The following is a 23,486-nucleotide window of genomic DNA, read 5'->3' as shown; positions in this document are numbered from 1 at the left end:
CACGTCGTCACATCCAGTCGACGAACCGCTCCCACGCGCTTCCGGCCTCGGGTGCGTCCTCCCGCTGAACCGTCGCCTGGATCAGGCCGTAGGGCCGGTCGTCGGCGTGGAATACCTCGTTCGAGTTCGTGACTCCGAATCTTTCGAGGTCGTAGACGAAATGATGCTTGTTGGGCGCCGACATGCGAATCTCCGCGATCACCGGATACTTCTCCAGCACTGCCCGGCCCATCTCGAAGAGAGTTTGTTGCAGTGCCTTCGATTGAAGGTTCGCAAAACGCTCGAGCATCGTGGCCTTGATACCTGCGTAGGTGACATCCCAGTCGACGTCGTCGGTCGTGAATCGCCACTGTGCGACCAGACTGGTTGCCATCACACGGTCGGCAGTCGGTTCCAGGACCGTGTACGGGTCGGTGAGAAAACCCGAGAATTCGGATCCGGTCGACTTGAGTACGACGAGATCCTTGACTCCGCCGATCACCCACTCCCGTCGCTCCCGCCCGGTTCCCTCGACCGTCACCGAAACCGTGCGGACCTCCGGTCCGGTGCGGGTCCACGTGTGATCGTGTTCGACACCGTCGATCGTCACCCGTTGCCACGCGTAGTCGTCGATCTCGACGCGGGCGGCGCGGACTGGTTCGACGTCGTCGACGAAGTGCCGCGCGAGTTCGAGCGCGTAGGTTTCGACGAACTCGACGCCCTTGCTCTTCGCGTACGCGTACACCGTCTGCTTCTGTGTGTCGGTCGGGAGCACCGCACCTTGGTCGCCTTCGAGGTGTGCCGCGTCGAAGTCTCCGCGGAGGCAGGTCGACACGTTGAGGTCGCGGATCTCGTGGCGGGCAGTGTCCCGATAGATCCGTACCACGCGGTTCTCCGCCTTGCCGTAGCGGTTGGCGCCCAGCACGATCTTTCCGGTCAGTTCACTCACGGGTCAGCTCCCTCGATAGGTGGAGTAGGAAAAAGGCGACAGCAGCAGTGGCACATGGACTTTGCCGGCACCGCCGACCCGGAAGGTGACGGTAACCTCCGGGTAGAAGGTCTCGGTGTGCCGCCGCGCAAAGTACTCGCCGGTGGCGAAGGTCAGCGTGTACGTACCGGGTTCCAGTGCGGGAACCTGGAATTCGGAAATTCGCCCGTCGTCGTCGGTGCGAGCACTCGCGAGTTCCGCTCCGGCGGACGAGAGCGTGACCTCGACTCCGGAGGCCGGCGCTCCACGGGTGGCGTCGAGAACGTGGGTGCTGACGGTGCTCACCTCACACCTTCCTTTCCTGATTCGACGGAATCGTCGGTGACGAGCAACTCGAGTCTCGATCGGTTGATCTCGGCAAGCGTCGCTCGCGTCTCGCGCCACTCGGTCTCGGAATCGTGAGTGAGGCGCCGCTGCAGAATCGACAGGAGTTCGTCCGCGGATCGTCCTGCGGCACGCACGAGGTACACGTGCCCGAAACGCTCCTCGTACTTGCGGTTACCTGCCACCAGTGCATCGCGGATATGTGCGTCCGCGCTCGCGACCGATGCCTGCTCGCGCTTCGACGATGCGTGGTCCGACCGTTCACCGATCCGTGGGTGCCCCGCGAGCGCTTCGGCGAGATCGTCCCGAGTCAGCGCCGCTGTCACCGCATCGGACGCGCGCAGCAGCGCGGCGCGACTCAGGTAGGGGCGGCCTTGCACGAGTCGCTCGGTCCACGTCCTGCTGGAACAGCACTCGGACAGGGCTGCGGCTGCGTCACGGGCACAGAGCGCATCGAAGTCGGCACAGGTGTACGGCACGGCACTCCTCTCTCTCGTCACCACGATCGCGGATGAAGGGAGCCGGCGGTGCCGTACGCGCTACAAACTTCCCGAGACGTGGTCTCCGGTCGTTTGGACGATCCGACAAACGCGGATCGGCGGAGAGAATTCGTGGCCGAGGCGCCTCGGTCAGGCCGGTTGCCCGGCGGGAACGCGTAGTCGCTGCGACGCATCGATTTGGGCACGGAGCCACACGTGGGCGGGATCCGATTCGGATTCCTCGTGCCAGACTGCATATTCGCTGAGCGGAGGCAATTCGAAGGCGGGCTCGAGGATCCGCAGGGACGCCACTCCCGCGATTCGTTCAGCCATTCTCTCGGGCAGGAGCGTGACGAACACGGTGTGTTCGAGCGCGAAGGGGAGCACCGCGATACTCGTCGTGGACGCCCCCGTCCGTGTCACGATCCCGGCGCGCAACAACGCTCGCGCCAGAGCCGTGTCGTCGTCGTACTGCAGATACGACAGGAACGGATAGTGGGAGAGCACGTCGCGATTCAGTTCCGTCCCGATGTACGGATGCCCGGACCAGACGGCGCCCACGTATCTGTCGGTCAGGACCTCGGTGCGCCGGCACCGCTCGAACTCGGGTGCGTCGAGAAGGTGTTCCGGCAGCACCGCGAGGTCGGTTTCGTGCCGGTGGAACGCTGCGAGGGACGCCTTGGTGAGGGGACGCAGATCGAATCGCACGTTGGCCGGGTGCCCCCGCCGCATGAGCATGCGGAGCAACGTGACCTCGGCGTAATCGCCTGTCATGAGCGTGAACACGCGTGAATCCACGGTCGGATCGAAGGTCGGTTCGGAGAGTATCGACCGTTCCAGCGTGTGCAATACGCTCCGCAGGGGCCCGATCAGGGCCTGTGCCCGCGGAGTGAGGCGCAACGTGCGGCCGTTCTTCACCAGCAGTGGGTCGTCGAACTGCTTCCGGAGACGAGCGAGCGCCGTGCTGGTCGCCGGCTGCGACATGTTCAGTCGTTCGGCCGCGCGGGTCACGTTGCACTCGGAAAGAAGCACGTCGAGGACGACAAGCAGGTTGAGATCCACCCGCCTCAAGTCCACTCCGCACCCCCCTTTCCGAAACCCGGCGTAACGGCAATATCCGGCGGGATAGTAACCCACCACCGTTGCCTATATCTAAAGATGTATAGCAGCTATCCGAGTTGCTTTTCGATCTTGTGAGCCGGTCGTACGACACTTACGCTGACCCACGTCCTGACGGCGGCGGACCCGTGTTTCGCCCTGGCCCATGTGATTTGTCATCCGCTTCGGCCGGCCGACCGGTGTACGTACAAGAGAGGTTCGGGCCGAACACGATGAGTCTCAAACAGCAGTTCCAGCAATATTCCCCCGAGAATTGGCGCCTATGGCGCAAGGTCACCGCCGTCGTGGCGGTCCCCATCATCGCCGCCGCGCTTTTCGGATCGCTCCGCGTCATCAGCCTGTTCGAGGATTCCCGCCACTTCAGCACTGCTGCCGAGCAGGTGTCGATTCTGCCGATGTTCGCCGAATACAGCACCGGCGTCGCGGGTGCCGCAGCCGCGACGATCATCGGGTTGCCCACCGACAACGGTGCGACGATCGCGCGGGAAGCAGAGACGGTCCTCACGGACCAGATCGCGAACATCAGCCTCGAGCCCGAGATCAAAGCAGCACTGAACAAGGTGCTCGCCGAGGGAAACAGCCTGCTCGACAGTGCTGTCGCCGGATCGATGGCACCCGTGGTCGCCAGCGAGCGCGCACAGGCGTTCATCAGCCGCGTGAGTTCGGTGTTCCGTGCCGCGTCCTCCACCGCGCCCGAACCCGATGTCCTCCAGGAAAGCGCCACCCTCCTCGACATGTGGACGACCCAGTGGGCGCTGCTGGACCAGGTCGTCGCGTACTCCGCACTGGGTGCCGGCACCGAAGGTGCTCTCCTGATGTGGACGAACGCACTCGGCGTCGACGCAGCGCAGATGTCGATCCTGCGGGAAACCGTCGAGTCCAACCCCAACATTGCCGACACGAGTTCGCTCGACGCGCTCGTCGCGGAACTGGACAATCGCCGCAACTTGACGGCGAATCTGGACAGCACCAGCGGCGACACCGGAGCGCTGCGCAACTCGATCTTCACCAGCCTCATGGTCTACATCGAGGAAGTCCGCGACTCCGCCACCCGCATCGTCGGCCTCCTCGACAACCATGCCAGCGAAGCTCGCACCGAAGCACTCAAGAACGCCATCGGAATTGCGATCGTGCTGGCCGTCGCGCTGGGCCTGGCCGTGATGGTCGCCTTCTCGATCGTGCGCCCGCTTCGCCGCCTCCGAAACGACACACTTCTTGCCGCAGAGCAAAGCCTGCCCGAGGCCATCGCCGCCATCAAGGACGGCGCAGAAATCGGTACGGTGTCACTCCCTCCGGTCAGCGTTCACTCGAAGGAAGAAATCGGCGAGGTCGCCCGCGCCGTCGACACCATGAACGAGGGTGCGCTGCGGCTCGCCGGTGAGCAGGCGCAGTTGCGCCGGCAGGTCAACGAGATGCTCGAAACGTTGGCGCGTCGCAACAAGACCCTCGTCGAGCAGCAGCTGTCGCTCATCGACTCGCTCGAGCACGAGGAGCGCGACCCCACGCGTCTGCAGAACCTGTTTGCGCTCGACCACCTCGCGGCCCGTATGCGTCGCACCGGCGACTCGTTGCTCGTCCTCGCCGGCACCCGGCAGCGAATGGGACGGATCCCGGACACCCCGCTCGGTGACGTGCTCCGTGCCGCAGTCTCACAGGTCGAGAACTACCAGCGCGTGAACGTCGGAAACGCACCGGAGGGTTCGCTCCTCGGTACCGCCGTAACCGACGTCGTCCACATGGTGGCCGAACTCCTCGACAACGCACTGCGAGCCTCCCCGCCGGAGAGCACCGTGGCGTTCGCGTTCTCGCGCGCCGTCGACGGCGGCTTGTTGCTCGAGATCGCCGACCGCGGAATCGGTATCCCCGCCGACGAACTCGCCGAGATCAACGAACGGCTGGCGACGGACAGCGAAGCCGGCTCCGGCGCAGCGCGTCGCATGGGTCTGTTCGTGGTCGCGCGACTGGCCCACCGTCACGGGATCACCGTGCGGCTGCGTCCGACGTTCGACTCGTCGACCAACTCCGGCGTCACCGCGAGCCTCTATCTGCCGCTCCGTCTGCTCAAGGGCGTCGGTACCCAGTCCGACCCGTTCCAGATCGACCGCCCGCGCCGACTTCCTCTTCCGCCCGGAGAGACGAACACCGAGTACACGGATCAGTACGACCAGCGCGCGTCGCACAACCACAACGGCGAGTCGTTCGCCGGTGCGACTCCGAACGGCAACGAAGCGTATGCGTCGGCGGGCCGGAACGGCAGCGAGGCGTACTCGGGTGCCGGCCAGAACGGCAACGAGGTGTCCCGGGCGGGCAACAACTCGTACGCCGGATACGAGGCGCCCGGCAACGACAACTACTCCGGGTACGAGCAGAACAACGACGACAATTACACCGGGTACGAGCAAGGCAATAACGACACGTACTCCGGATACGAGCAGAACAACAACGACACGTACTCCGGATACGAGCAGAACAACAACGACACGTACTCCGGATACGAGCAGAACAACAACGACAACTACACCGGATACGAGCAGAACAACAACGACAACTACACCGGATACGAGCAGAACAACAACGACACGTACTCCGGCGCACCGGTGGAGAATCCGTGGGAGCGCCCGCTACCGCCGAGCGGCAACTCCGGTTCCGCGCCCGGTACGAGTCCCGGAATCCGGCGCGGGCAACTGCACGAACGATGGGTCTCGCGAAACAACGGTGAGTGATCCCGCGCGATGGCTTCCATCGTGAGAGACGAACACTCCACCTGAACGGCAGAGACGGTACGGCGAGACGCCGGGCGACCATTCGGTCGCCCGGCGTTGTCTGTTCGGCAGCCACGCGGGTCCGATCGGTGACAAATCAGGCAGTGCTGCAGGAGAGCGCGTTAGAGTCGACACGCCGACCGCCGAGGAGACCCACGTGAAAGCTTTCGTTCGCACCGCCATAGTTGTCGCCACCGCTGCCCTGGCGGTGACCGGATGTTCCGGGAACAACGCCGACGATCCGCTCGCGTCCGAGTCCGGCGAGGGTGGCACCATCGTCGTCGGTTCGGCGAACTTCCCCGAAAATGTGCTGCTCGCGGAGATCTACGCGCAGGCGCTCGAGGGGAGTGGCGCCGAGGTGACGCGCCAGTTCAACATCGGCAGCCGGGAGATCTACTACGACCAGGTCGCCTCCGGAGCCATCACCGTGCTGCCCGAGTACAACGGGGCACTGCTCGCCCGCGTCGATCCCGAGAGCACTGCGGCTACCACGGAGGATGTCAATGCCGCTCTGGCGGAGTCGCTTCCGGAAGGTCTCTCCATTCTCGCGTCGGCGCCGGGGGAGAACAAGGACGCACTCGTCGTCACGGAGGAGACCGCGGATCGCTACAACCTGACGACCATCGCCGATCTCGCCCCGGTTGCAGGCGAACTCGCCCTCGGCGGACCGCCCGAGTTCGAGACACGGCGGCAGGGCGTCGTCGGTCTCCGAGACGTCTACGGCGTCGAGTTCCAGAAGTTCGTGCCCACCGACACGGGCGGGCCGATCACCATCCGGGCGCTCGGGGACAACACCATCCAGGTTGCGAACATCTTCACCACCGATCCGTCTCTCAGTACCGAACCGTTTGTGGCACTGGACGATCCGGAATCCGTATTCGGGGCACAGAACGTCACGCCGCTCGTCCACCGGGAAGATCTCACCGACGAGAACGTCGCGACGCTCGACGCTGTGTCCGAGAACCTCACCACCGACGTTCTCATCGAGTTGGTCGGCCAGGTCGTCACCGAGGGCCGCGACATCGATGTCGTCGCCGAAGAGTGGTTGCAGGACAACGGCATCAACTGAGGGCCGGGTGCTCCGTGATCACTTTCGACAATGTGCAAAAGCAGTATCCCGACGGGACCGTGGCAGTCGACGGACTGTCCCTCGAAGTGCCCACCGGCACTCTCACTGTGCTGGTGGGCCCCTCCGGATGCGGTAAGACCACCTCGCTGCGCATGATCAACCGGATGGTGGATCCGACCGCCGGACGCGTCCTGGTCAACGGCGAGGACGTGCGATCCCAGGATCCGCAGACCCTGCGGCGCGGGATCGGGTACGTCATCCAGCACGCCGGATTGTTTCCGCATCGGACCGTCGTCGACAACGTCGCGACGGTGCCGCGCCTGATGGGGGCGTCACGGAAGCAGGCCCGGGCGACCGCCATGGAGGTCCTGCACCGCGTCGGACTCGGAGACGAGTTGGCGCGCCGTTACCCGGCCCAACTGTCCGGGGGCCAGCAGCAACGGGTCGGCGTGGCCCGCGCACTCGCCGCCGATCCGCCGATTCTCCTGATGGACGAGCCGTTTTCGGCGGTGGACCCGGTCGTCCGCAAGGAGTTGCAGCAAGAGTTACTGCGCCTGCAATCGGTACTCGCCAAAACCATCGTCCTTGTCACCCACGACATCGACGAAGCCATCACCCTCGGCGACCGGGTCGCCGTGTTGCGACCGGGTGGGGTGCTCGCCCAATATGCGACTCCCGAAGAGCTTCTCGGCGACCCGGCGGACGACTTCGTTGCCGGGTTCCTGGGCGTCGACCGCGGGGTTCGGTTGCTGTCGTTCTTTTCCACGGCCGGTCTGCCGCTGCACACAGACAGGATCACGTCCACCGGAGACATGCCGATTCGGGATGGCGACGGCCGGTGGATGCTCGTCGTCGACGACGGGAAACGACCGGTCGGCTGGCGCGATCCGCATGCCTCCGATTCCTCCGGCACCCTCGTGCCGGCGGGACGGGGATTCGTGCCGGGGAAGGACACTCTGCGCGCCGCGCTGGACGCTGCGGTGTTGTCGCCCTGCGGTTTCGCAGTTGCGGTCGACGAGGACGGGCGAGCGCTGGGCGTCGTGAGCAGTGAAGAGGTGGCCGCTGTCGTTCGCCGGGAACACCGGGAGCGCACCGACTCGCCGGTGCGGAAGCAGCTGTGAGTCTCCGGATCCCGGGTTACCTCGGCACGTTCTGGGAACTGCTGTCGGATCACCTGGTGATGGCCCTCGGTGCATCCTTCCTGGGCCTGGTGGTCGCGCTGCCCCTCGGTCTGGTGTGCGTGCGCTGGCCGCGGTCGTACCCACCGGTTCTGGCGATTTCGAGTGTGCTGTACTCGATTCCGTCGCTCGCGTTCTTCGTCCTGCTCATCGCGTTCACCGGCATCAGCCGCACGACCGTGATCCTGCCGCTCGCCGTGTACGCCCTCGCGGGACTCATTCCGAATGTGGTCGACGGTCTACGCGGGATCCCCGACAGTGTGCGGCAATCCGCGATCGCGATGGGATTCTCGGGCCCCCGCAGGCTGCTCACTGTCGACCTGCCGATTGCGCTGCCGGCGGTCATCGCGGGCTTACGGGTCGCGGTCGTCGCCAACATCAGCATGGTGAGTGTCGGGGCACTGATCGGAATGGGAGCATTCGGGTCGCTCTTCACAGCCTCCGTGCAACTCGACCGGCTCGATCTCGCGCTGGTCGGGATCGCGGTGATCGTCGTGATGGCACTCGTCGCCGACGCGGTGCTGGTTCTCGTGCAATGGCTCGTCACCCCGTGGCTGCACCGCTCGGCAGGGGCGGCCCGGTGACGACGCTGTGGTACTACCTCGTCGACTATTTCGGTGACGGCGCGAACTGGTCCGGGCCGTCCGGGATTCCGGCCCGTCTCCTCGAACACTTCGGTTACACGTTCCTGGCGTTCGTCCTGACCGTCCTGCTCGCGCTGCCCCTGGGGTTGTGGACCGGGCACACCGGTCGCGGCGGAATCCTCATGACACTCCTCGCCAATGCCGCCCGGGCACTTCCGACGTACGGGCTGCTCGTGCTGCTGGTTGTGCTCTACGGCATCGGGCTCGTCCCGATTCTGGTTCCGCTGGTCGCGCTCGCGGTGCCGCCGGTGCTGCTCAACTCCTACGAGGGGATTCGTGGTGTCGACCCCGCGCTCACGGATGCGGCGCGGGGGATGGGCATGACCCGGATGCAGGTGCTCCTCCGTGCGCAGCTACCGGTGGCGCTGCCGCTGATCCTCGTGGGCATGCGCACTGCGGCGGTCCAGATCGTCGCTACCGCGACCATCGCGGCGTCGGTGAGTTTCGGTGGCGTCGGCAGGCCGATCGTGGACGGTCTCGCCCGGAGCGACTATGCACTCGTCGTCGGAGGCGCCGCCCTCGCGGCTGTGTGTTCTCTGGTCGTCCTCGGGATTTTCGCGGTGTTGTACCGCGTGCTGGTCTCGGAGGGTGTGCGGGCTTCGACGGAATGATCGCGGGTCGGCGCTGCGGGGGCCGCCGGGCGCTGCGGGGGCCGCCGGTCGTGTCGGACGTCGGGTGCACACTTTTCGGACAGACACGGAGCCAGGAACGGGACATTCGCCCCGACGCGTCGTCGAGGAGGCGCAGTTGCGATGTATACGAGCGGTGAAGCGTATTTCAGCTGGACGTCGCGGCGCGTGATGCTCCCGGGAGACGAACGACGCGGCCGTTCCGACGTGGCGACGGAGGCGTCGGGCGTGACACTGGACCGGATTCTCACGGGATCCCGCCTGATGGCCTGCCGCGATGTCGAGCAGGAGAGGGAGTATGTCGCGCTCGCCGTCGGTGCGGTGGACGGCGGCGACGACGTACCGGTCCGGGTTGTGGAAGAAGAGCGGCTACTGCTGCACGGACCCCGAAGCGGCGTCGGCCCGGAGATTCTGGTGGGCGCGGAGGACGACGACCTCGACGACCGAGAGGTGACGCGTCAACTGCTCGACGGTGGCCCTCTGCGCGGTTTACTGGCCCGTACAGGTGCCCATTCGGTGGCTGTGACGTGTGCGAGCGCCCACTCCTGACCGGGCCCGGCACGTGCCGTACGGCGAGATCTCCTACCGCACGAACGGATGTATCAGCTTCGCGTGACCTTTTCGTGATCTTCCATTACGGTTTACACAGCCCGCGGAGCGGGGACACTCACATCGTGGTACGACGTGTCGTGTTGCTAGCTGCGGCGCCGGACTGAGGCAAGCCCGTCGGGGGCAGTCCGGCGCCGCACCTTGCTACCGAACAGCCACCGTGACGATTCGAGTCGGCGCTAGGCGCGCCCTGCGATTCCACTTCCGTGATCTCCCTCGTCACCCCACGCGCGCAGCGCGGACACCGTGACGCGAAGCGAATCCTCGGAGGATGCCGGGTTCACGGGCTCGGCCCCGCCCGAATCGGGCTTGACACGGCCCGCTACGGGAAACAGCGAAGAAAACAGCATGATCGACCTTCCGTCCGTGCCGTGGGTCCTCAAAGGGTGTACCACCGGACCCGACCGTTTTGAACGCGACGTAGGTCACACCTCGCTGTTCTTGTGCCCGACGCTCACGAACGCGGGGCAAAAACCCCTTCGGCGAGCCGAGCGGGCGCTTCGACCGCGAGGAGATGCCCGGCACCGGGAACCACCTGAAGGTCGACCGCCATATCGTCGGCGAGCTTTCGCAGCGACGACAGCTGGATCAGCGGATCCTGCTCGCCGACCACGATCTCGACCGCGCGGCCACGCCAGCGCTGAAGTACCGACCGTCCTATCCGCGGCAGCCCGGTCAGCGAGGTGCAATACGCACCGACGCGGCACGACCAGCGCAAGGTCGGATCGTCGGGCTGATAGCCGCTCCCGGCCAGCGCCTGCAGGTAACGCTGGGTGTTCTCGAGATTCGGCTCGTTCCGCCACTGCAACCCGGGAATGAGCGCGCGATGCCACCGGGCGCGCGGCACCAGGCCCAGTGGCGCCGCAAGGACCAGCTTCTCCACTCGGTCCACGTCGGCTGCGGCTGCGGCAACAGATGCCGACCAGCCCAGGCCGATAACCGGGGCGCTCGCTATTCCGAGCGCGTCGAAGACCTCCATCAGCCAGCGGCCGTACGCCGCGTGAATCTCCGCCGCGGGCCGGGTACGGGCACTCCCGCCGGGCAGGCCGGGAAGATCGACGAGGATCGCCCGGCGCGAGTCGTCCAGCTGCTCCGCGAGGACTCGGAGGCCGGCAGCCGGAAGGTCCCCGCCGGCCAGAACGACGATCGGCGGCGCGGCGGGCGCGCCGACACTCAGGACGAACGTCTCGCCCAGCGACGTGCGCGCGATATGTTCGTCGACCGGCCGCGACCAGTGCGACAGCATGCCTGCGCACGCGGAGTGGATGACGCTGTCGTCACCGGGGCAGCGGTACGGGGATCGGGTGAGCATCCGGGTCACCCGCCCAATCCGGCCGAGCCGGGCACGACGACATGTTCACAGGTGAACAGCATTGGCTGAATCTTCTCTCGTAGGCACGACATCTCTTCGCCGACCTTGCGGCACACCGGACGACACCGTAGCTCACTCCTCAGCGTCCACGCCACCATCGGCGCCGACATTCCGTTCGGCGCGATCTCAGATGTCCCTCGAGTACCTCTGGTTCACTCCGGAGAGCCTGCGAATTCGTCGCGCAGCTCGTCGAGCGTGGTGAACACCCGGGGACGGTAGCCGTCGCCGGCGTCGGGATCGGGCAACTGTTCCTCGGGATCGACCAGCGCAACGTCGATTCCGTCGAGGTGCAGCCGCCGGATCATCTCGAGCAGCATCCTGCGGCCAACCGGGAGAACGGCACGCACCAGGGTGAGATCGAACACGGCGCGCTGCGTCTCGACCGGTTCCTCGACAAGTGCCCGCACGACGCCTTCCGCGTTCGTGAAATGGATGTCGCCGTGGAGTTCGAGAAAGGTGAAAGCCTCACTGCCCTCACCTATGACGGTGCGGCGCCGCAGTACCGAACGCGAGACGATCGGCGCCTCCATGAGGTGCAGATTCATATCGTGCGACAAACGTTCGAAGGCTTCGACGCCGCGAACACTGGTGCCGTGCTCGTCCAGTCGCGGCGAGTACACCGCAATGCCCAACTGTCCCGGCAGGATTCCGATGATCCCGCCGGAGATACCGCTTTTCGCGGGGATACCGACGGTCGAGAGCCAGTCGCCGGCCGCGTCGTACATTCCGCAGGTCGCCATCACCGACAGCACCTGCCGGACGACGGACCGGGAAAAAATCCGCTCGCCCGTCCGTGGCTGGATGCCTCCGCCTGCGAGTGTGGCGGCCATCATCGCGAGATCGGCTGTGGTGACCTTCACGGAGCATTGCCCGACGTATCCGGCGACGATGTCATCCGGATCATCCGGGAAGATCTCGTAGTTGCGCAGGAGGTTCGCGATTGCGACATTTCGGAAGGATGCACCCAGTTCGGACGCCGCGATGTCCTCGTCGACCTCGAGCTCGCGCCCCGCAAGGGACGACAGCAGATCGCGGATCGCACGAATGCGGTATTCGGGTGTCTTGTTCTCGGCCACCAGTGCGTGAGCGGTGAGCGCCCCCGCGTTGATCATGGGGTTGAGCGGACGTCCGGTATCTCGCTGAAGCGAGATTTCGTTGAACGCCTCACCCGACGGTTCGACACCGATCGCGTCGAGTACCCGCTCGAAGCCACGCTCTTCGAGCGCGAGGCCGTACACGAAGGGTTTGGAGATCGACTGGATGCTGAACTCGGTGTCGTCGTCGCCTACCGAATATGTCACGCCCTCCGCGGTGACCAGAGAAATCGCGAAGCGGTCGGGGTCCGCGTTTTTCAGCTCGGGGATGTGATCGGACGTCGCGCCCTTTCCCTCGGAACATACGGAGAGAACTTCGGTCAGGTAATCCGGCAGAGGTGAACGCATCGGTCCATCGTCGCGCATGCTCGCCGATCCGATCGTCCGCCCCCGCTCCCGTGTCACGAGGGTTGTCCGCGTGGCGACGGCCGCCCCCGAACGCAACGTGACAGAAAAACTCCACGGTGTTGTCGATCGATAACCGGCCTGTTCGACGTATAGGTTGAGAGATCGACACGCGGTCTCCGAATCGAAGGAGAATCCCATGAAATACATGCTCGTGATGCGCGCCACCGACGCCGCCCTCGAAGCCTCGAAGAACATCGATTTCGAGGAGATGCTCAACGCCATGGGCCGGTACAACGAGTCTCTGATCAAGGCGGGCGTGCTTCTCGCAGGTGACGGGCTGTCGGACCCGGAGGAAGGCTTCGTCGTCGATTTCGACTCCGATCCGCCCCTGGTCACCGACGGCCCCTACGGGGAGACCAAGGAACTGTTCAACGGGTTCTGGATCATCCAGACGTCGAGCAAGGAAGAGGCCGCCGAGTGGGCGAAACGGTGCCCGCTCGGACCGGGTTCCAAGCTCGAGGTTCGCCGGGTGACCGAATCCGACGAATTCGACCAGAACAACGAGTACGTCCGCAAGGAAGCCGGATGGCGCGAGCAGTTGGGCACCGACAAGCCGGTGGTCGGCTGATCGCGATGACCGACCCGGTGTCGCACGGGCCCGACAACGCACGTCGCGTTGTCGAGGCCGTGTGGCGCATGGACTCCGCCAAGATCGTTGCGGCGCTGACACGCACCGTCCGTGACCTCGACCTCGCGGAAGACCTCGCCGGGCAGGCACTGGTCGAGGCGCTCGAGCAGTGGCCGGATACCGGGGTACCCCGCAATCCGGCGGCGTGGCTGACGGCCGTGGCCACCAGGCGCGCCATCGACGGGTGGCGGCGCCGCGACCGGCTCGACGAGCGTTATGCCGCTCTGGCACGCGAGTTGAGGGACGACGCAGCTGGATTCGACACCGATGCCTGGGACCCCGACCGCATCGACGACGACGTGCTGCGGTTGATGTTCGTCGCATGCCACCCGGTCCTGAACCGGAACGCGCAAGTGGCGCTGACCTTGCGGGTGGTCGGCGGACTCACCTCCGACGAGATCGCGAAAGCGTTCCTCACTCGCACCGCCGCTGTGCAGCAACGGATCGTCCGGGCCAAGAAGACCCTCACCGCCGCGCGGGTGCCGTTCGAAGTTCCGGCGCGAGAGGAGTTTCCGGAACGGCTCGGTGCAGTTCTCGGAGTCGTCTACCTGATCTTCAACGAAGGCTACGTCGCCAGTTCGGGTGAGGAATGGATCAGGAAGGATCTCGGCGACGAGGCCTTGCGGCTGGGCCGCGTCCTCGCCGAACTTCTTCCCGGCGAACCCGAGGTGCACGGACTCGTCGCACTGATGGAACTCACCGCGTCGAGGTTCGCCGCCCGCACGACGCCATCCGGTGAGCCGGTGCTGCTCGCCGACCAGGACCGCACCCGCTGGGATCGCGCCCAGATCAACCGCGGTCTCGCCGCACTCGCGAGGGCCGACGCGATAGGGCGGGGTAGGGGACCGTACGGCCTTCAAGCAGCGATAGCCGAATGCCACTCCCGCGCAGCTACCTTCGAGGACACGGATTGGGACCGCATCGTCCTGCTCTACGACATTCTCGCCCGGGTGGCTCCCTCACCGGTCGTCGATCTCAACCGTGCGGCAGCGTTGTCCATGGCGCGCGGTCCGGCCGCCGCGCTCGAAGATATCGACCGCCTCGTCGCGTCCGGCACGCTGGCCGGGTACCACCTGCTGCCCAGCGTGCGGGGTGAGCTTCTACGCCGCCTCGGCCGCGCGGTGGAGGCTCGCGGAGAATTGCTCGAGGCAGCACGTCTCACGGGCAACGAACGGGAACGCGCCGTGCTCCTCGCCAAGGCGGAAGAAGTCCGCGAGTCGTTCGGCCTGTGAGAGTTCAGCCCTGCAGATCGAGCGCCGCGAGCGTTTCGAGTTGCTCGACGTAGTGCGCGGCCGAGGTCGCGGCGATCGTCACCCCTGCCACGCTGGCACCCGCCTCGCCGATCCGTCTCAGCCGATCACTGGTGCGGGACGGGTCGCCCAGCGGGTCGATGGGCCGGCCGGTCCCGAGCACGACGTCGAACCGATCCGGAAGCGCAGCGCGTGACAGCATTTCGGAGAGGGTGTCGAGGTCGAGTCCGAAGGGAACCCAGCCGTCGCCGAGTTCGACCGCGCGGCGCAACGACCGGTGTGTGCGGCCTCCGACCCACACGGGCACGTCGGTACGGAGACCGTGCGGATCCACCACCATGCCGGAGAACTCGAAGTGCGGTCCGGCGTAGGAGGGCCGCTCGCGTCCCCAGGCTGCGCGTACGGCGCGGAGCGCGTCGTCGGCGATCTCCCCACGACCGGCGAACTGCGCACCGAGGAGAGCGAATTCCTCTGCGAGACTCCCGACACCCACACCCAGGACCAGTCGACCACCGCTGACCCGGTCGAGGGTCCCGTAGCGCTTCGCGATCTCGAGGGGGTGGTGGTACCCGAGCACGAGTACCTGTGTGACCAGCCGGATGCTCCGCGTCCGCGCCGCGAGGAATCCCAAGGTGGACAGCGGATCCCAGTACGTGGCACCGCGTTGCGCAGCAACATCTACCGGTACGGCGACGTGTTCGCTGCACGTCAGGTGGTCGAATCCGAGGCGATCGGCGGCTTCGGCGATCGCGACGAGGTCTTCGACGCCCGCGTGGGCCTCCCAGTCCCCGGCGACTCCGGGCACCCGGGTCACGATCGGGCTCGTGATACCGAGGCGCAGAGTCATCGCAGGCGTCCGGCGGCCGCCATCCGCGGTCCGCGTCCTTCGATGCGGTCAGGTGTCATACCGGCCACGCTAACCGAACGCCACGTCCCGGCAACAGCGTGTCCCGGTCAACGGTTGCACCGCCCGGAACTCGCCGGGAAGGGCAGGTCAAGGCTCGAACCGGTAGCCCCGCCCGGATTCGGTGATCAGATGCCGCGGACGAGTCGGGTCCCTTTCCAGCTTGCGCCGCAGTTGCGTCAGATAGACACGCAGATAATGGTTTTGACCGACATAGGAAGGCCCCCACAGTTCGGTGAGAAGCTCACGCTGCCCCACGAGCTTTCCGCGATTGCGTACCAGCATCTCGAGCATGCCCCATTCGGTGGGGGTGAGATGGACGTCGACGCCGTCTCGGACAACCTTCTTCGCCGCGAGATCGACGGTGAACGCATCGGTCACGACCACCGGTTCGGGCAGGTCGGGCAGCGTCGCAGCGCGCCGGACGGCGGCGCGGATGCGGGCGAGGAACTCCTCCATTCCGAACGGTTTGGTGACATAGTCGTCGGCACCGGTGTCGAGAGCGGCCACTTTGTCGGCGGCATCGGTCCGCGCCGAAAGCACGATGACGGGTGCGGTATTCCAGCCGCGAAGGCCCGCCAGCACTTCGATGCCGTCCAGATCCGGCAATCCCAGATCGAGCACGATCACGTCCGGATGATGCCGGGACGCCGCGAGCAGGGCGGTGCGTCCGTCGGCCGCGGTGATCACGTCGTATCCCCGCGCCGTCAGATTGATGCGCAAGGCACGCAACAGTTGGGGCTCGTCGTCGACCACGAGGATGCGGGTCACCGGTGGTCCTCGCGTCGCGCGGCGAGTTCGACCATCATCGTGGTGCCGCCTCCCGGAGTGCCGGCCGCGGTGACGGTCCCACCCATCGCCTCGACGAGACCGCGGGCGACCGTCAGCCCCAATCCCGCGCCGCCGGCCGCCCGCTGGTCGCCGGACCGCGGAAACGTGGAGAAGACGTCGTCGTGTTCGCTGTCGGCGAGCCCTGGCCCGCTGTCGGCGATCGTCACCGTCACCCGGTCGTTCCCGCAGGTGGCACCGACGCGGATGGGGCCGGTCGGTGCGTAGCGCAACGCGTTGTCGAGGAGGTTGGCCAGGGCCCGCTCGAGAAGCGCGGAGTCTGCCTGCACCTGCGCATCGTCGACGTCGACCTCGACGCGCTCACGTATCGAGCGGGCGGTGTCGGGGCCACTGCTCGTGAGGGTGACCAGTGCTCGATGGACCACTTCGTCCAGATACACCGGCTCGGACGCGGGCACCACCACTCCGGCAGCGAGCCGAGAGGAGTCCAGCAGGTTCGTGACCAGGCGCGTGAGCTGGTCGGTCGACTCCTCGATGGTCGCGAGCAGTTCCGCGGTGTCGTCCGGTGAGAACGCAACATCGGTGCTGCGCAGACTCGACACCGCTGCCTTGACCGCCGCGAGCGGAGTACGCAGGTCGTGGCTGACCGCGGACAGCAGCAGTCGGCGCAAGCGGTCGGTTTCGGTGAGTGTCGCCGCCTGCGCAGCTTCCGCGGCGAGTTCTTCCTGCCGTACCAGGCCGGCGGCTTGAGCGGTCACAGCGGTGAGGATCCTGCGGTCGCGTGCACGTAGCCGTGGGCCGGACAACAGCAGTACGTACGGCTTGTCGCCGATGCGACAGACGGTGTCGGCCTCATCGATCGACAGCGGGGGCGCTGCTCCCGCAGATCCGAGCACCTCCCAGCCGTCCCCGTCGCTGCGTACGAAACCGACTGCTTGCTGCGCGTATGTTTCCCGAACCTTCTCGAGCAGCGTCGGCACACCGGCGCCACGCAACACGGCACCGGCGAACGAGGCGAGGAGTTCTGCCTCCTGGGACGCGAGGCGTGCTTCCCTCGTGCGCGCGGCGGCCGCATCCACGAGTGCCGCCACCGCTACGGCGACGACGAGCAACACGCCGGTGGTGACGAAGTTCCCCGGATCCGCGAGGAGAAGACTGTGACGCGGGTCGGTGAAGAAGAAATTCAGCAGGAGACCGGACAGCAGCGCCGCGACGATCGCCGGGCCGATGCCGCCGAACAGCGCGACTGCCAGGACCACGACGAAGAACAGGATGTTCTGGTCGGTGAAACCGGCGACCCGGTCGACGACCACCATCACGCCTGCGGCGGCGAGCGGGATGGACAGCGCCGCGACCCACGAGAGAAGCCGACGGTCGTGCCGGCCGGCCAGTGCCAGTCCCGGCGCCGACGAGATGTGCTCGTGGGTGACCATGTGCACGTCGATCTTTCCGGAATCCCGGACCACTGCGGCGCCGATACCCTCGTCGAGAATGCGCGCCCACCTGGGGCGGCGGGAGGTCCCGAGCACCAGCTGGGTCGCGTTCACCTCGCGGGCGAAGTCGAGCAGGGCACTCGGGACGTCGTCGCCGACGATGCTGTGCAGGCTCGCATCGAGGCTCGCGGCGAGTTCACGAACCTGTCCCATCCGGGGCGCGGACACACCGGTCAGGCCGTCGCCCCGCACGACATGCACGACCATCAGTGCGGCACTGGATTTCGCTGCGATGCGACTGGCCCGGCGCACGAGGGTTTCGGATTCCGGACCGCCCGTGACGGCCACGACGACCCGCTCGCGCGCCTCCCACGTGGCAGTGATCGCGTGCTCACCCCGGTACTTCGCCAGGGCGAGGTCGACCTGGTCGGCGAGCCACAACAATGCCAGCTCCCGCAACGCGGTGAGGTTGCCCTCGCGGAAGTAGTTGTGCAGCGCGGCATCGACTTTCTCCGGCGCGTAGACGTTTCCGTGTGCGAGCCGGCGCTGCAGTGCCTGTGGAGTGATGTCGACGAGTTCGATCTGGTCGGCTCGGCGGACGATGTCGTCCGGCACCGTTTCGCGCTGCACCACACCGGTGATCTGCTCGACGACGTCGTTGAGGGACTCGAGGTGCTGGATGTTGACGGTGGAGAGCACGTCGATTCCGGCGTCGAGCAGTTCCTCGACGTCCTTCCAGCGTTTGGTGTGCCGGCTACCGGGCACGTTGGTATGGGCGAGTTCGTCGACGAGCGCGACGGCAGGGCGGCGCGCGAGCACGGCGTCGAGATCGAGTTCTTCGAACTCGGTGTCGCGGTAGGTGATCTGTCGAGGCGGGACGATCTCGAGGCCTGCCAGTTTCTCGGCAGTGCACGCACGCCCGTGCGTGTCGACGATCGCCACCACCACGTCGCCACCGCGTGCCAGACGCCGTTGCGCTTCACCGAGCATCGCGTAGGTCTTGCCGGCACCGGGAGCGGCACCGAGATAGATCCGCAGCATTCCCCGGCGCGATGCGGCGGGGAATGCTGCGTGCTCCGAACCTGTCATCTCGCCATCATCCACCCGAGGTGTCCCCGGCACAGTCCGAGGCGGTCGCGCCCAGCGCGACGTTCAGACCGGGAACATCGACGCGCTCGGCGCCGAGGAATCCGAGTTGACGTCCCCGGGTGTGGTCGGCGACGACACGGAGGACGTCATCTTCCGGAATACCGAGCGTTCGGGCGACTCGCGGTACCTGGATCGCGGCGTACGCGGGAGAAATGTGCGGATCGACGCCCGAACCCGAACCGGTGACCGCGTCGACCGGGACGTCCTCGGGAGCGACACCCTCGCGGACCGCGATCGCCGCGCGTCGTTCGTCCACGAACTGGGCCAGCACCTCGCTGCTGGGTCCCTGGTTGGACGGCAGAGCCGCGGCCGGGTCACCCGGAGCGAACGGATCGCCGTCCGCGACCGAACCGACGACACGCAGGTGGAAGAAGGGATCGGGTTCCCCGGCAGCCACCTGGGGATCGACTCCGACGAGTTCGCTGCCGACAACGCACCCGCCCGAATCGGCCAGCGGTGATCCTTCCGCGGCGTGGGTGTCGATCCGGCTCACCGCCCACACCGCAGCCGGGTATGCGAGGCCGACGATCGCGGTGAGGGCCACGAGCACGATGACACCTGCCTTCAGTTGCCGCACGAAACCGACCACGAAATTTCCTTGACTCATGACATTCACCCGATTCCCGGAACGAGACGCACGACGAGGTCGATCAGCCAGATGCCCACGAAGGGCGTCACCACGCCGCCGACGCCGTAGACCAGCAGGTTGCGCCCCAACAGCGACGATGCGGCGGCCGGGCGGTACCTCACGCCTTTGAGTGCGAGGGGGATGAGCGCGACGATGACGAGGGCGTTGAAGATCACCGCCGAGAGGATCGCGGACTGTGGCGTCGCGAGCCCCATGATGTTCAGCGCTGCCAACTGCGGGTAGATGCCGCTGAACAGCGCCGGCAGGATGGCGAAGTACTTCGCTAGGTCGTTGGCCAGCGAGAACGTCGTCAGAGCGCCGCGGGTGATGAGCAGTTGCTTGCCGATCTCGACGATGTCGATCAGTTTGGTGGGATCGGAGTCGAGGTCGACCATGTTCCCCGCTTCCTTGGCGGCGGAGGTGCCGGTGTTCATCGCCACGCCCACGTCGGCCTGGGCGAGCGCGGGCGCATCGTTGGTGCCGTCGCCCGTCATCGCAACGAGCCGGCCCCCTTCCTGTTCGGAGCGGATCAGCGCGAGCTTGTCCTCCGGCGTCGCTTCGGCGAGGAAGTCGTCGACGCCCGCTTCTGCCGCAATGGATTTCGCCGTCAACGGATTGTCGCCGGTGACCATCACGGTGCGGATACCCATCGCGCGGAGCTGTGCGAACCGTTGCGCCATACCGGGTTTGACGACGTCGGAGAGTTCGACGACACCCAGGACCGACGCGCTGGTGCCCGACACGCGAGCAACGACGAGGGGAGTTCCGCCCCTGCGGGCGATGTCCGTCACGAGATCGGTGACTGCGGCAGGCACCGTCGTCCCGAATTGTGCGGTCCAGCGGCCGACCGCGTCGGCGGCACCCTTGCGGATACGCACCGCCGTGCCGTCCGCGTCGGTGAGATCGAGTCCGCTCATCCTGGTGTGCGCGCTGAACGGCACGAATTCCGCGTCGGCGCCGACCCCGGTGAGTTCGGGATCGAGACGGTACTGCTCGGCGCACAGTTCGACGATGCTGCGTCCCTCCGGCGTTGTGTCGGCAAGACTCGACAGTCGCGCGGCGCCGGCCACCTCGGCTTCCGTCACTCCGGGTGCGGGGTGCAGTGCGGTCGCGCGGCGGTTGCCGAAGGTGATCGTCCCGGTCTTGTCCAGGAGCAGGGTGTCGATGTCTCCTGCGGCCTCGACGGCGCGCCCGGACATCGCCAGCACGTTGCGCTGCACGAGACGGTCCATCCCTGCGATACCGATCGCCGACAGCAGCGCACCGATCGTGGTGGGGATCAGGCAGACCAGCAATGCGATCAACTCGACCGGTCCCTGCTCGGCACCGGCGTAGGCACTCATGGGACCGATGGCCACGACGGCGAACAGGAACACGATCGTCAGTGCTGCGAGCAGGATGTCGAGCGCGATCTCGTTCGGGGTCTTCCGCCGGGACGCGCCTTCCACGAGCGCGATCATGCGGTCCACGAACGTATGACCCGCGGGAGCGGTGATCCGCACGACGATACGGTCGGACAACACAGTGGTGCCTCCCGTGACCGCGCAGCGATCCCCACCCGACTCGCGGATGACCGGCGCGGATTCGCCGGTGATCGCGGACTCGTCGACGGTTGCGATTCCTTCGATGACGTCGCCGTCGCCGGGGATCGTCTCACCGGCCTCCACGACGACGAGATCTCCCACCTTCAATTCGGTGGCCGGTACGGACTCTTCCGAGCCCGACGGCATCAAGCGGCGAGAGACGGTGTTCTGCTTCGCCTTCCGGAGACTCGCCGCTTGCGCCTTACCCCGCCCCTCGGCGACCGATTCGGCCAGGTTCGCGAACAGCACCGTGAACCACAACCACAGCGCGATCAGCCAGGAGAACACGGTGGGCTCCACGATCGCCGCACCGGTCGCGATCGCCGAACCGACCAGGACGACGAACATCACCGGGTTGCGTGCCATGTGCCGGGGATCGAGTTTGCGCACTGCACCCGGCAGGGACTCGATCAGTTGCCGGGGCGAGAACAGACCGCCGGCGATGCGGGGGGCGGGCGCGGTTACGTCGTCCTCCCGAGGGCGTCGAAGTTCGATGGTCACCGAGACATCTCCAGGGTGTAAGTCGTGATGGAGCGGAATGGACGGAACGCCGAAGTCATTGCAGGGCCTCGGCAATGGGCCCCAGCGCCAGCGCAGGGAAGAACGTGAGTGCCGCGACGAGGACCACCGTGCCGGTGAGCAGGCCCGCGAACGCGACGCCGGTGGTGGGAAGCGTTCCGGCGCCCGCGGGGATCCGGCGTTGCGCCGCGAACGACCCGGCCAGAGCGAGCACGAACAGGATGGGGAGGAAGCGCCCGAAGAGCATGCACATCCCGAGCGAGGCCTGGAACCAGTCGCTGGTCACGGTGAGACCGCCGAAGGCACTGCCGTTGTTGTTGGCGGCGGATGCGTAGGCGTACAGCACTTCCCCGAATCCGTGAATCGCCCCGGGCGTACCCGGCTCGCCGGAGTTCCCCATGAAGCCGGTGGTGGACGACAGGATCACGGCGACGGCCGTGCCGGTCAGCACCAGTGCCGGCATCACCAGAACCGTCAGAGCGGCGAGGGTGATTTCGCGTCTGCGGAGTTTCTTGCCCAGGAACTCCGGCGTGCGGCCTACGAGCAAGCCACCTACGAATACGGCGATCACCGCGAGAACCAGAATCCCGTAGAGGCCACTGCCCACCCCACCGGGGGCGATCTCGCCGAGCAGCATGTTCAGCAGCACGGTGCCGCCGCCGAGAGGTGACATGCTGTCGTGTGCCGAATTCACTGCGCCGGTGCTGGTACCGGTCGTCGACACCGCGAACAGTACGGATCCGGGGATACCGAACCGGACCTCTTTGCCTTCCATCATTGCGCCGGCCGCCGTGGCAGCAGCCCCACGGGTACCGGACTCGGCAGCGGAAGCCAACGCGAGCATCGCAGCGAACAACAGCGCCATCACCCCGAGCACCGTCAATCCCTGACGCCTGTTCCCGACCATGGTGCCGAACGTGCGGGTGAGCGCCACCGGGATCAGCAGGATCGCGATGATCTGGACGATATTGCTGACCGGAGTGGGGTTTTCGAACGGATGGGCCGAGTTTGCCGCCAGCACGCCGCCGCCGTTGGTGCCCAGGAGTTTGATGGCTTCCTGCGATGCGACGGGCGCGAGGGCGGTGGTGAATCCGTTGCCGTCCACACCGACCGCGTCGAACCCGGAGCGATAGGACTGGATGACGCCCTGGCTGAGCAGAATCAAAGCGATGACGAACGCGAGTGGCAGCAGAATGCGGAGTGTGCCCCGGGTGAGATCGACCCAGAAGTTTCCGATTTCGCCACCCCGTGCGGTGCGCACGATGCCGCGGATGAGGGCGATCGCAACGGCCATGCCCACCGCGGCCGACACGAAGTTCTGCACGGCGAGCCCGACCGACTGGGTCACGGGGCTCATCGTGGTTTCCGGAACGTAGGATTGCCAGTTGGTGTTGGTGACGAACGAGATCGCAGTGTTGAACGCGACCGCGGGGCTGACCCCGGACAGTCCGTGGTCGAGCGGCAGAAAGCCCTGGGCGCGCTGCAGCAGGTACAAGCCCAGAACGCTCGCCAGCGAGAACCCGAGCACGCTGCCCGCGTACCCGTACCAGGTCTGCTCGGCGCGCGGATCGATCCGGCCCAGACGGTAGATCAGCGACTCCACCCGCCCGTCTCCGGAACGGAGATCGGGATCGGTGGTGTACACCCGCGCCATGTAGTCACCGAGCGGAACGTATGCCAGTGCGAGAACAGCCACGACGAGGGCGATGTGCAGTGCCGCGGCAATAGCAGGATTCATCGGACGGTCAGAACCTCTCGGGGTCGAGCAGCGCTGCGAGTAGATAGATCACCAGTGCCGCGACGATCAGGACGAGCCCGACGCTCGTCGCTCCGGCCCAGGTCATCGGCTTTCACCATCCGACCGCAGAGCGCGCAGCACCAGCGAGCACGCTACGAATCCTGCGAGGATCAGCACCACATACGCGGTGTCTGCCATGTCGTCTTCCCCT

At 66.4% G+C, this 23,486-nt stretch carries 21 protein-coding genes; 8 read left to right on the top strand and 13 right to left on the bottom strand.

The window, feature by feature from the left end:
- Window positions 1-7: 7 nt before the first annotated feature.
- The 4 genes from pucL to ACLQ3J_RS12280 form a co-directional block, all read right to left on the bottom strand.
- A complete protein-coding gene (gene pucL, locus ACLQ3J_RS12295; protein ID WP_169621004.1) occupies window positions 8-928 on the bottom strand; it encodes a factor-independent urate hydroxylase in 921 nt (306 codons plus the stop codon).
- A gap of 3 nt (window positions 929-931) precedes the next feature.
- Entirely contained in the window at window positions 932-1,252 is a 321-nt protein-coding gene (gene uraH, locus ACLQ3J_RS12290; RefSeq protein ID WP_169621003.1) for a hydroxyisourate hydrolase, read from the bottom strand.
- Window positions 1,249-1,770: a 2-oxo-4-hydroxy-4-carboxy-5-ureidoimidazoline decarboxylase gene (gene uraD, locus ACLQ3J_RS12285; RefSeq protein WP_169621002.1), complete on the bottom strand. Its 522-nt coding sequence runs from the start codon at window positions 1,768-1,770 to the stop codon at window positions 1,249-1,251. The genes uraH and uraD overlap by 4 nt, the downstream gene beginning before the upstream one ends.
- Before the next feature lie 150 nt (window positions 1,771-1,920).
- The gene (locus ACLQ3J_RS12280; protein WP_169621001.1) at window positions 1,921-2,847 is read right to left on the bottom strand and encodes a LysR family transcriptional regulator; all 927 of its coding nucleotides are present in this window, start codon (window positions 2,845-2,847) and stop codon (window positions 1,921-1,923) included.
- Between the two features lie 254 nt (window positions 2,848-3,101).
- Between ACLQ3J_RS12280 and ACLQ3J_RS12275 the strand changes: the two genes are divergently transcribed.
- From ACLQ3J_RS12275 to ACLQ3J_RS12250, 6 genes are all read left to right on the top strand, one after another.
- On the top strand, window positions 3,102-5,612 hold the full coding sequence (locus ACLQ3J_RS12275; protein ID WP_425903379.1) for an ATP-binding protein: 2,511 nt from the start codon (window positions 3,102-3,104) through the stop codon (window positions 5,610-5,612).
- A 196-nt stretch (window positions 5,613-5,808) separates the two neighbouring features.
- Window positions 5,809-6,720 (top strand): ABC transporter substrate-binding protein, encoded by a 912-nt coding sequence (locus ACLQ3J_RS12270; protein ID WP_169621000.1) that lies wholly within the window; start codon window positions 5,809-5,811, stop codon window positions 6,718-6,720.
- Window positions 6,721-6,734: 14 nt separating this feature from the next.
- Complete coding sequence (locus ACLQ3J_RS12265) at window positions 6,735-7,841, top strand: ABC transporter ATP-binding protein (RefSeq protein ID WP_169620999.1); 1,107 nt, start codon at window positions 6,735-6,737, stop codon at window positions 7,839-7,841.
- The gene (locus tag ACLQ3J_RS12260; protein WP_169620998.1) at window positions 7,838-8,482 is read left to right on the top strand and encodes an ABC transporter permease; all 645 of its coding nucleotides are present in this window, start codon (window positions 7,838-7,840) and stop codon (window positions 8,480-8,482) included. Before ACLQ3J_RS12265 ends, ACLQ3J_RS12260 begins: the two co-directional genes overlap by 4 nt.
- Entirely contained in the window at window positions 8,479-9,153 is a 675-nt protein-coding gene (locus ACLQ3J_RS12255) for an ABC transporter permease (protein WP_425903377.1), read from the top strand. The genes ACLQ3J_RS12260 and ACLQ3J_RS12255 overlap by 4 nt, the downstream gene beginning before the upstream one ends.
- Before the next feature lie 141 nt (window positions 9,154-9,294).
- Complete coding sequence (locus tag ACLQ3J_RS12250; RefSeq protein WP_425903375.1) at window positions 9,295-9,720, top strand: hypothetical protein; 426 nt, start codon at window positions 9,295-9,297, stop codon at window positions 9,718-9,720.
- Window positions 9,721-10,234: 514 nt separating this feature from the next.
- Here the strand turns inward: ACLQ3J_RS12250 and ACLQ3J_RS12245 are convergent.
- Window positions 10,235-11,092: an alpha/beta fold hydrolase gene (locus ACLQ3J_RS12245; protein WP_425903374.1), complete on the bottom strand. Its 858-nt coding sequence runs from the start codon at window positions 11,090-11,092 to the stop codon at window positions 10,235-10,237.
- A gap of 212 nt (window positions 11,093-11,304) precedes the next feature.
- Complete coding sequence (locus ACLQ3J_RS12240) at window positions 11,305-12,594, bottom strand: glutaminase (protein ID WP_425903373.1); 1,290 nt, start codon at window positions 12,592-12,594, stop codon at window positions 11,305-11,307.
- 196 nt (window positions 12,595-12,790) lie between these two features.
- On the opposite strand from ACLQ3J_RS12240, the gene ACLQ3J_RS12235 reads away from it, so the two are divergent.
- Both ACLQ3J_RS12235 and ACLQ3J_RS12230 read left to right on the top strand, forming a co-directional pair.
- The gene (locus ACLQ3J_RS12235) at window positions 12,791-13,222 is read left to right on the top strand and encodes a YciI family protein (RefSeq protein WP_425903371.1); all 432 of its coding nucleotides are present in this window, start codon (window positions 12,791-12,793) and stop codon (window positions 13,220-13,222) included.
- Between the two features lie 5 nt (window positions 13,223-13,227).
- Window positions 13,228-14,514, top strand: a complete 1,287-nt coding sequence (locus ACLQ3J_RS12230; protein WP_425903537.1) for an RNA polymerase sigma factor — start codon at window positions 13,228-13,230, stop codon at window positions 14,512-14,514.
- A 4-nt stretch (window positions 14,515-14,518) separates the two neighbouring features.
- Here the strand turns inward: ACLQ3J_RS12230 and ACLQ3J_RS12225 are convergent, their stop codons facing one another.
- From ACLQ3J_RS12225 to kdpF, 7 genes are all read right to left on the bottom strand, one after another.
- The gene (locus ACLQ3J_RS12225; RefSeq protein ID WP_425903536.1) at window positions 14,519-15,373 is read right to left on the bottom strand and encodes an LLM class F420-dependent oxidoreductase; all 855 of its coding nucleotides are present in this window, start codon (window positions 15,371-15,373) and stop codon (window positions 14,519-14,521) included.
- A 153-nt stretch (window positions 15,374-15,526) separates the two neighbouring features.
- Window positions 15,527-16,207, bottom strand: coding sequence for a response regulator (locus tag ACLQ3J_RS12220; protein WP_425903369.1), 681 nt, complete (start codon window positions 16,205-16,207; stop codon window positions 15,527-15,529).
- Window positions 16,204-18,747, bottom strand: a complete 2,544-nt coding sequence (locus ACLQ3J_RS12215; protein ID WP_425903368.1) for an ATP-binding protein — start codon at window positions 18,745-18,747, stop codon at window positions 16,204-16,206. Before ACLQ3J_RS12215 ends, ACLQ3J_RS12220 begins: the two co-directional genes overlap by 4 nt.
- A gap of 7 nt (window positions 18,748-18,754) precedes the next feature.
- Window positions 18,755-19,414 carry a potassium-transporting ATPase subunit C gene (locus ACLQ3J_RS12210; protein ID WP_425903367.1) on the bottom strand — a complete coding sequence of 220 codons (660 nt, stop codon included), beginning with the start codon at window positions 19,412-19,414 and terminating at the stop codon, window positions 18,755-18,757.
- A gap of 5 nt (window positions 19,415-19,419) precedes the next feature.
- Window positions 19,420-21,513 carry a potassium-transporting ATPase subunit KdpB gene (kdpB, locus tag ACLQ3J_RS12205; RefSeq protein ID WP_425903535.1) on the bottom strand — a complete coding sequence of 698 codons (2,094 nt, stop codon included), beginning with the start codon at window positions 21,511-21,513 and terminating at the stop codon, window positions 19,420-19,422.
- Between the two features lie 61 nt (window positions 21,514-21,574).
- Complete coding sequence (gene kdpA, locus ACLQ3J_RS12200; RefSeq protein WP_425903366.1) at window positions 21,575-23,275, bottom strand: potassium-transporting ATPase subunit KdpA; 1,701 nt, start codon at window positions 23,273-23,275, stop codon at window positions 21,575-21,577.
- A 7-nt stretch (window positions 23,276-23,282) separates the two neighbouring features.
- Window positions 23,283-23,381 (bottom strand): K(+)-transporting ATPase subunit F, encoded by a 99-nt coding sequence (gene kdpF, locus ACLQ3J_RS12195; RefSeq protein WP_072700933.1) that lies wholly within the window; start codon window positions 23,379-23,381, stop codon window positions 23,283-23,285.
- Window positions 23,382-23,486 lie beyond the last annotated feature (105 nt).

The organism is Rhodococcus sp. DT1, assembly GCF_049844875.1.
Taxonomy (GTDB): domain Bacteria; phylum Actinomycetota; class Actinomycetes; order Mycobacteriales; family Mycobacteriaceae; genus Rhodococcus.
The sequence above is the reverse complement of the archived record's forward strand: the minus strand, read 5'-3'. Positions and strand labels throughout refer to the sequence as shown.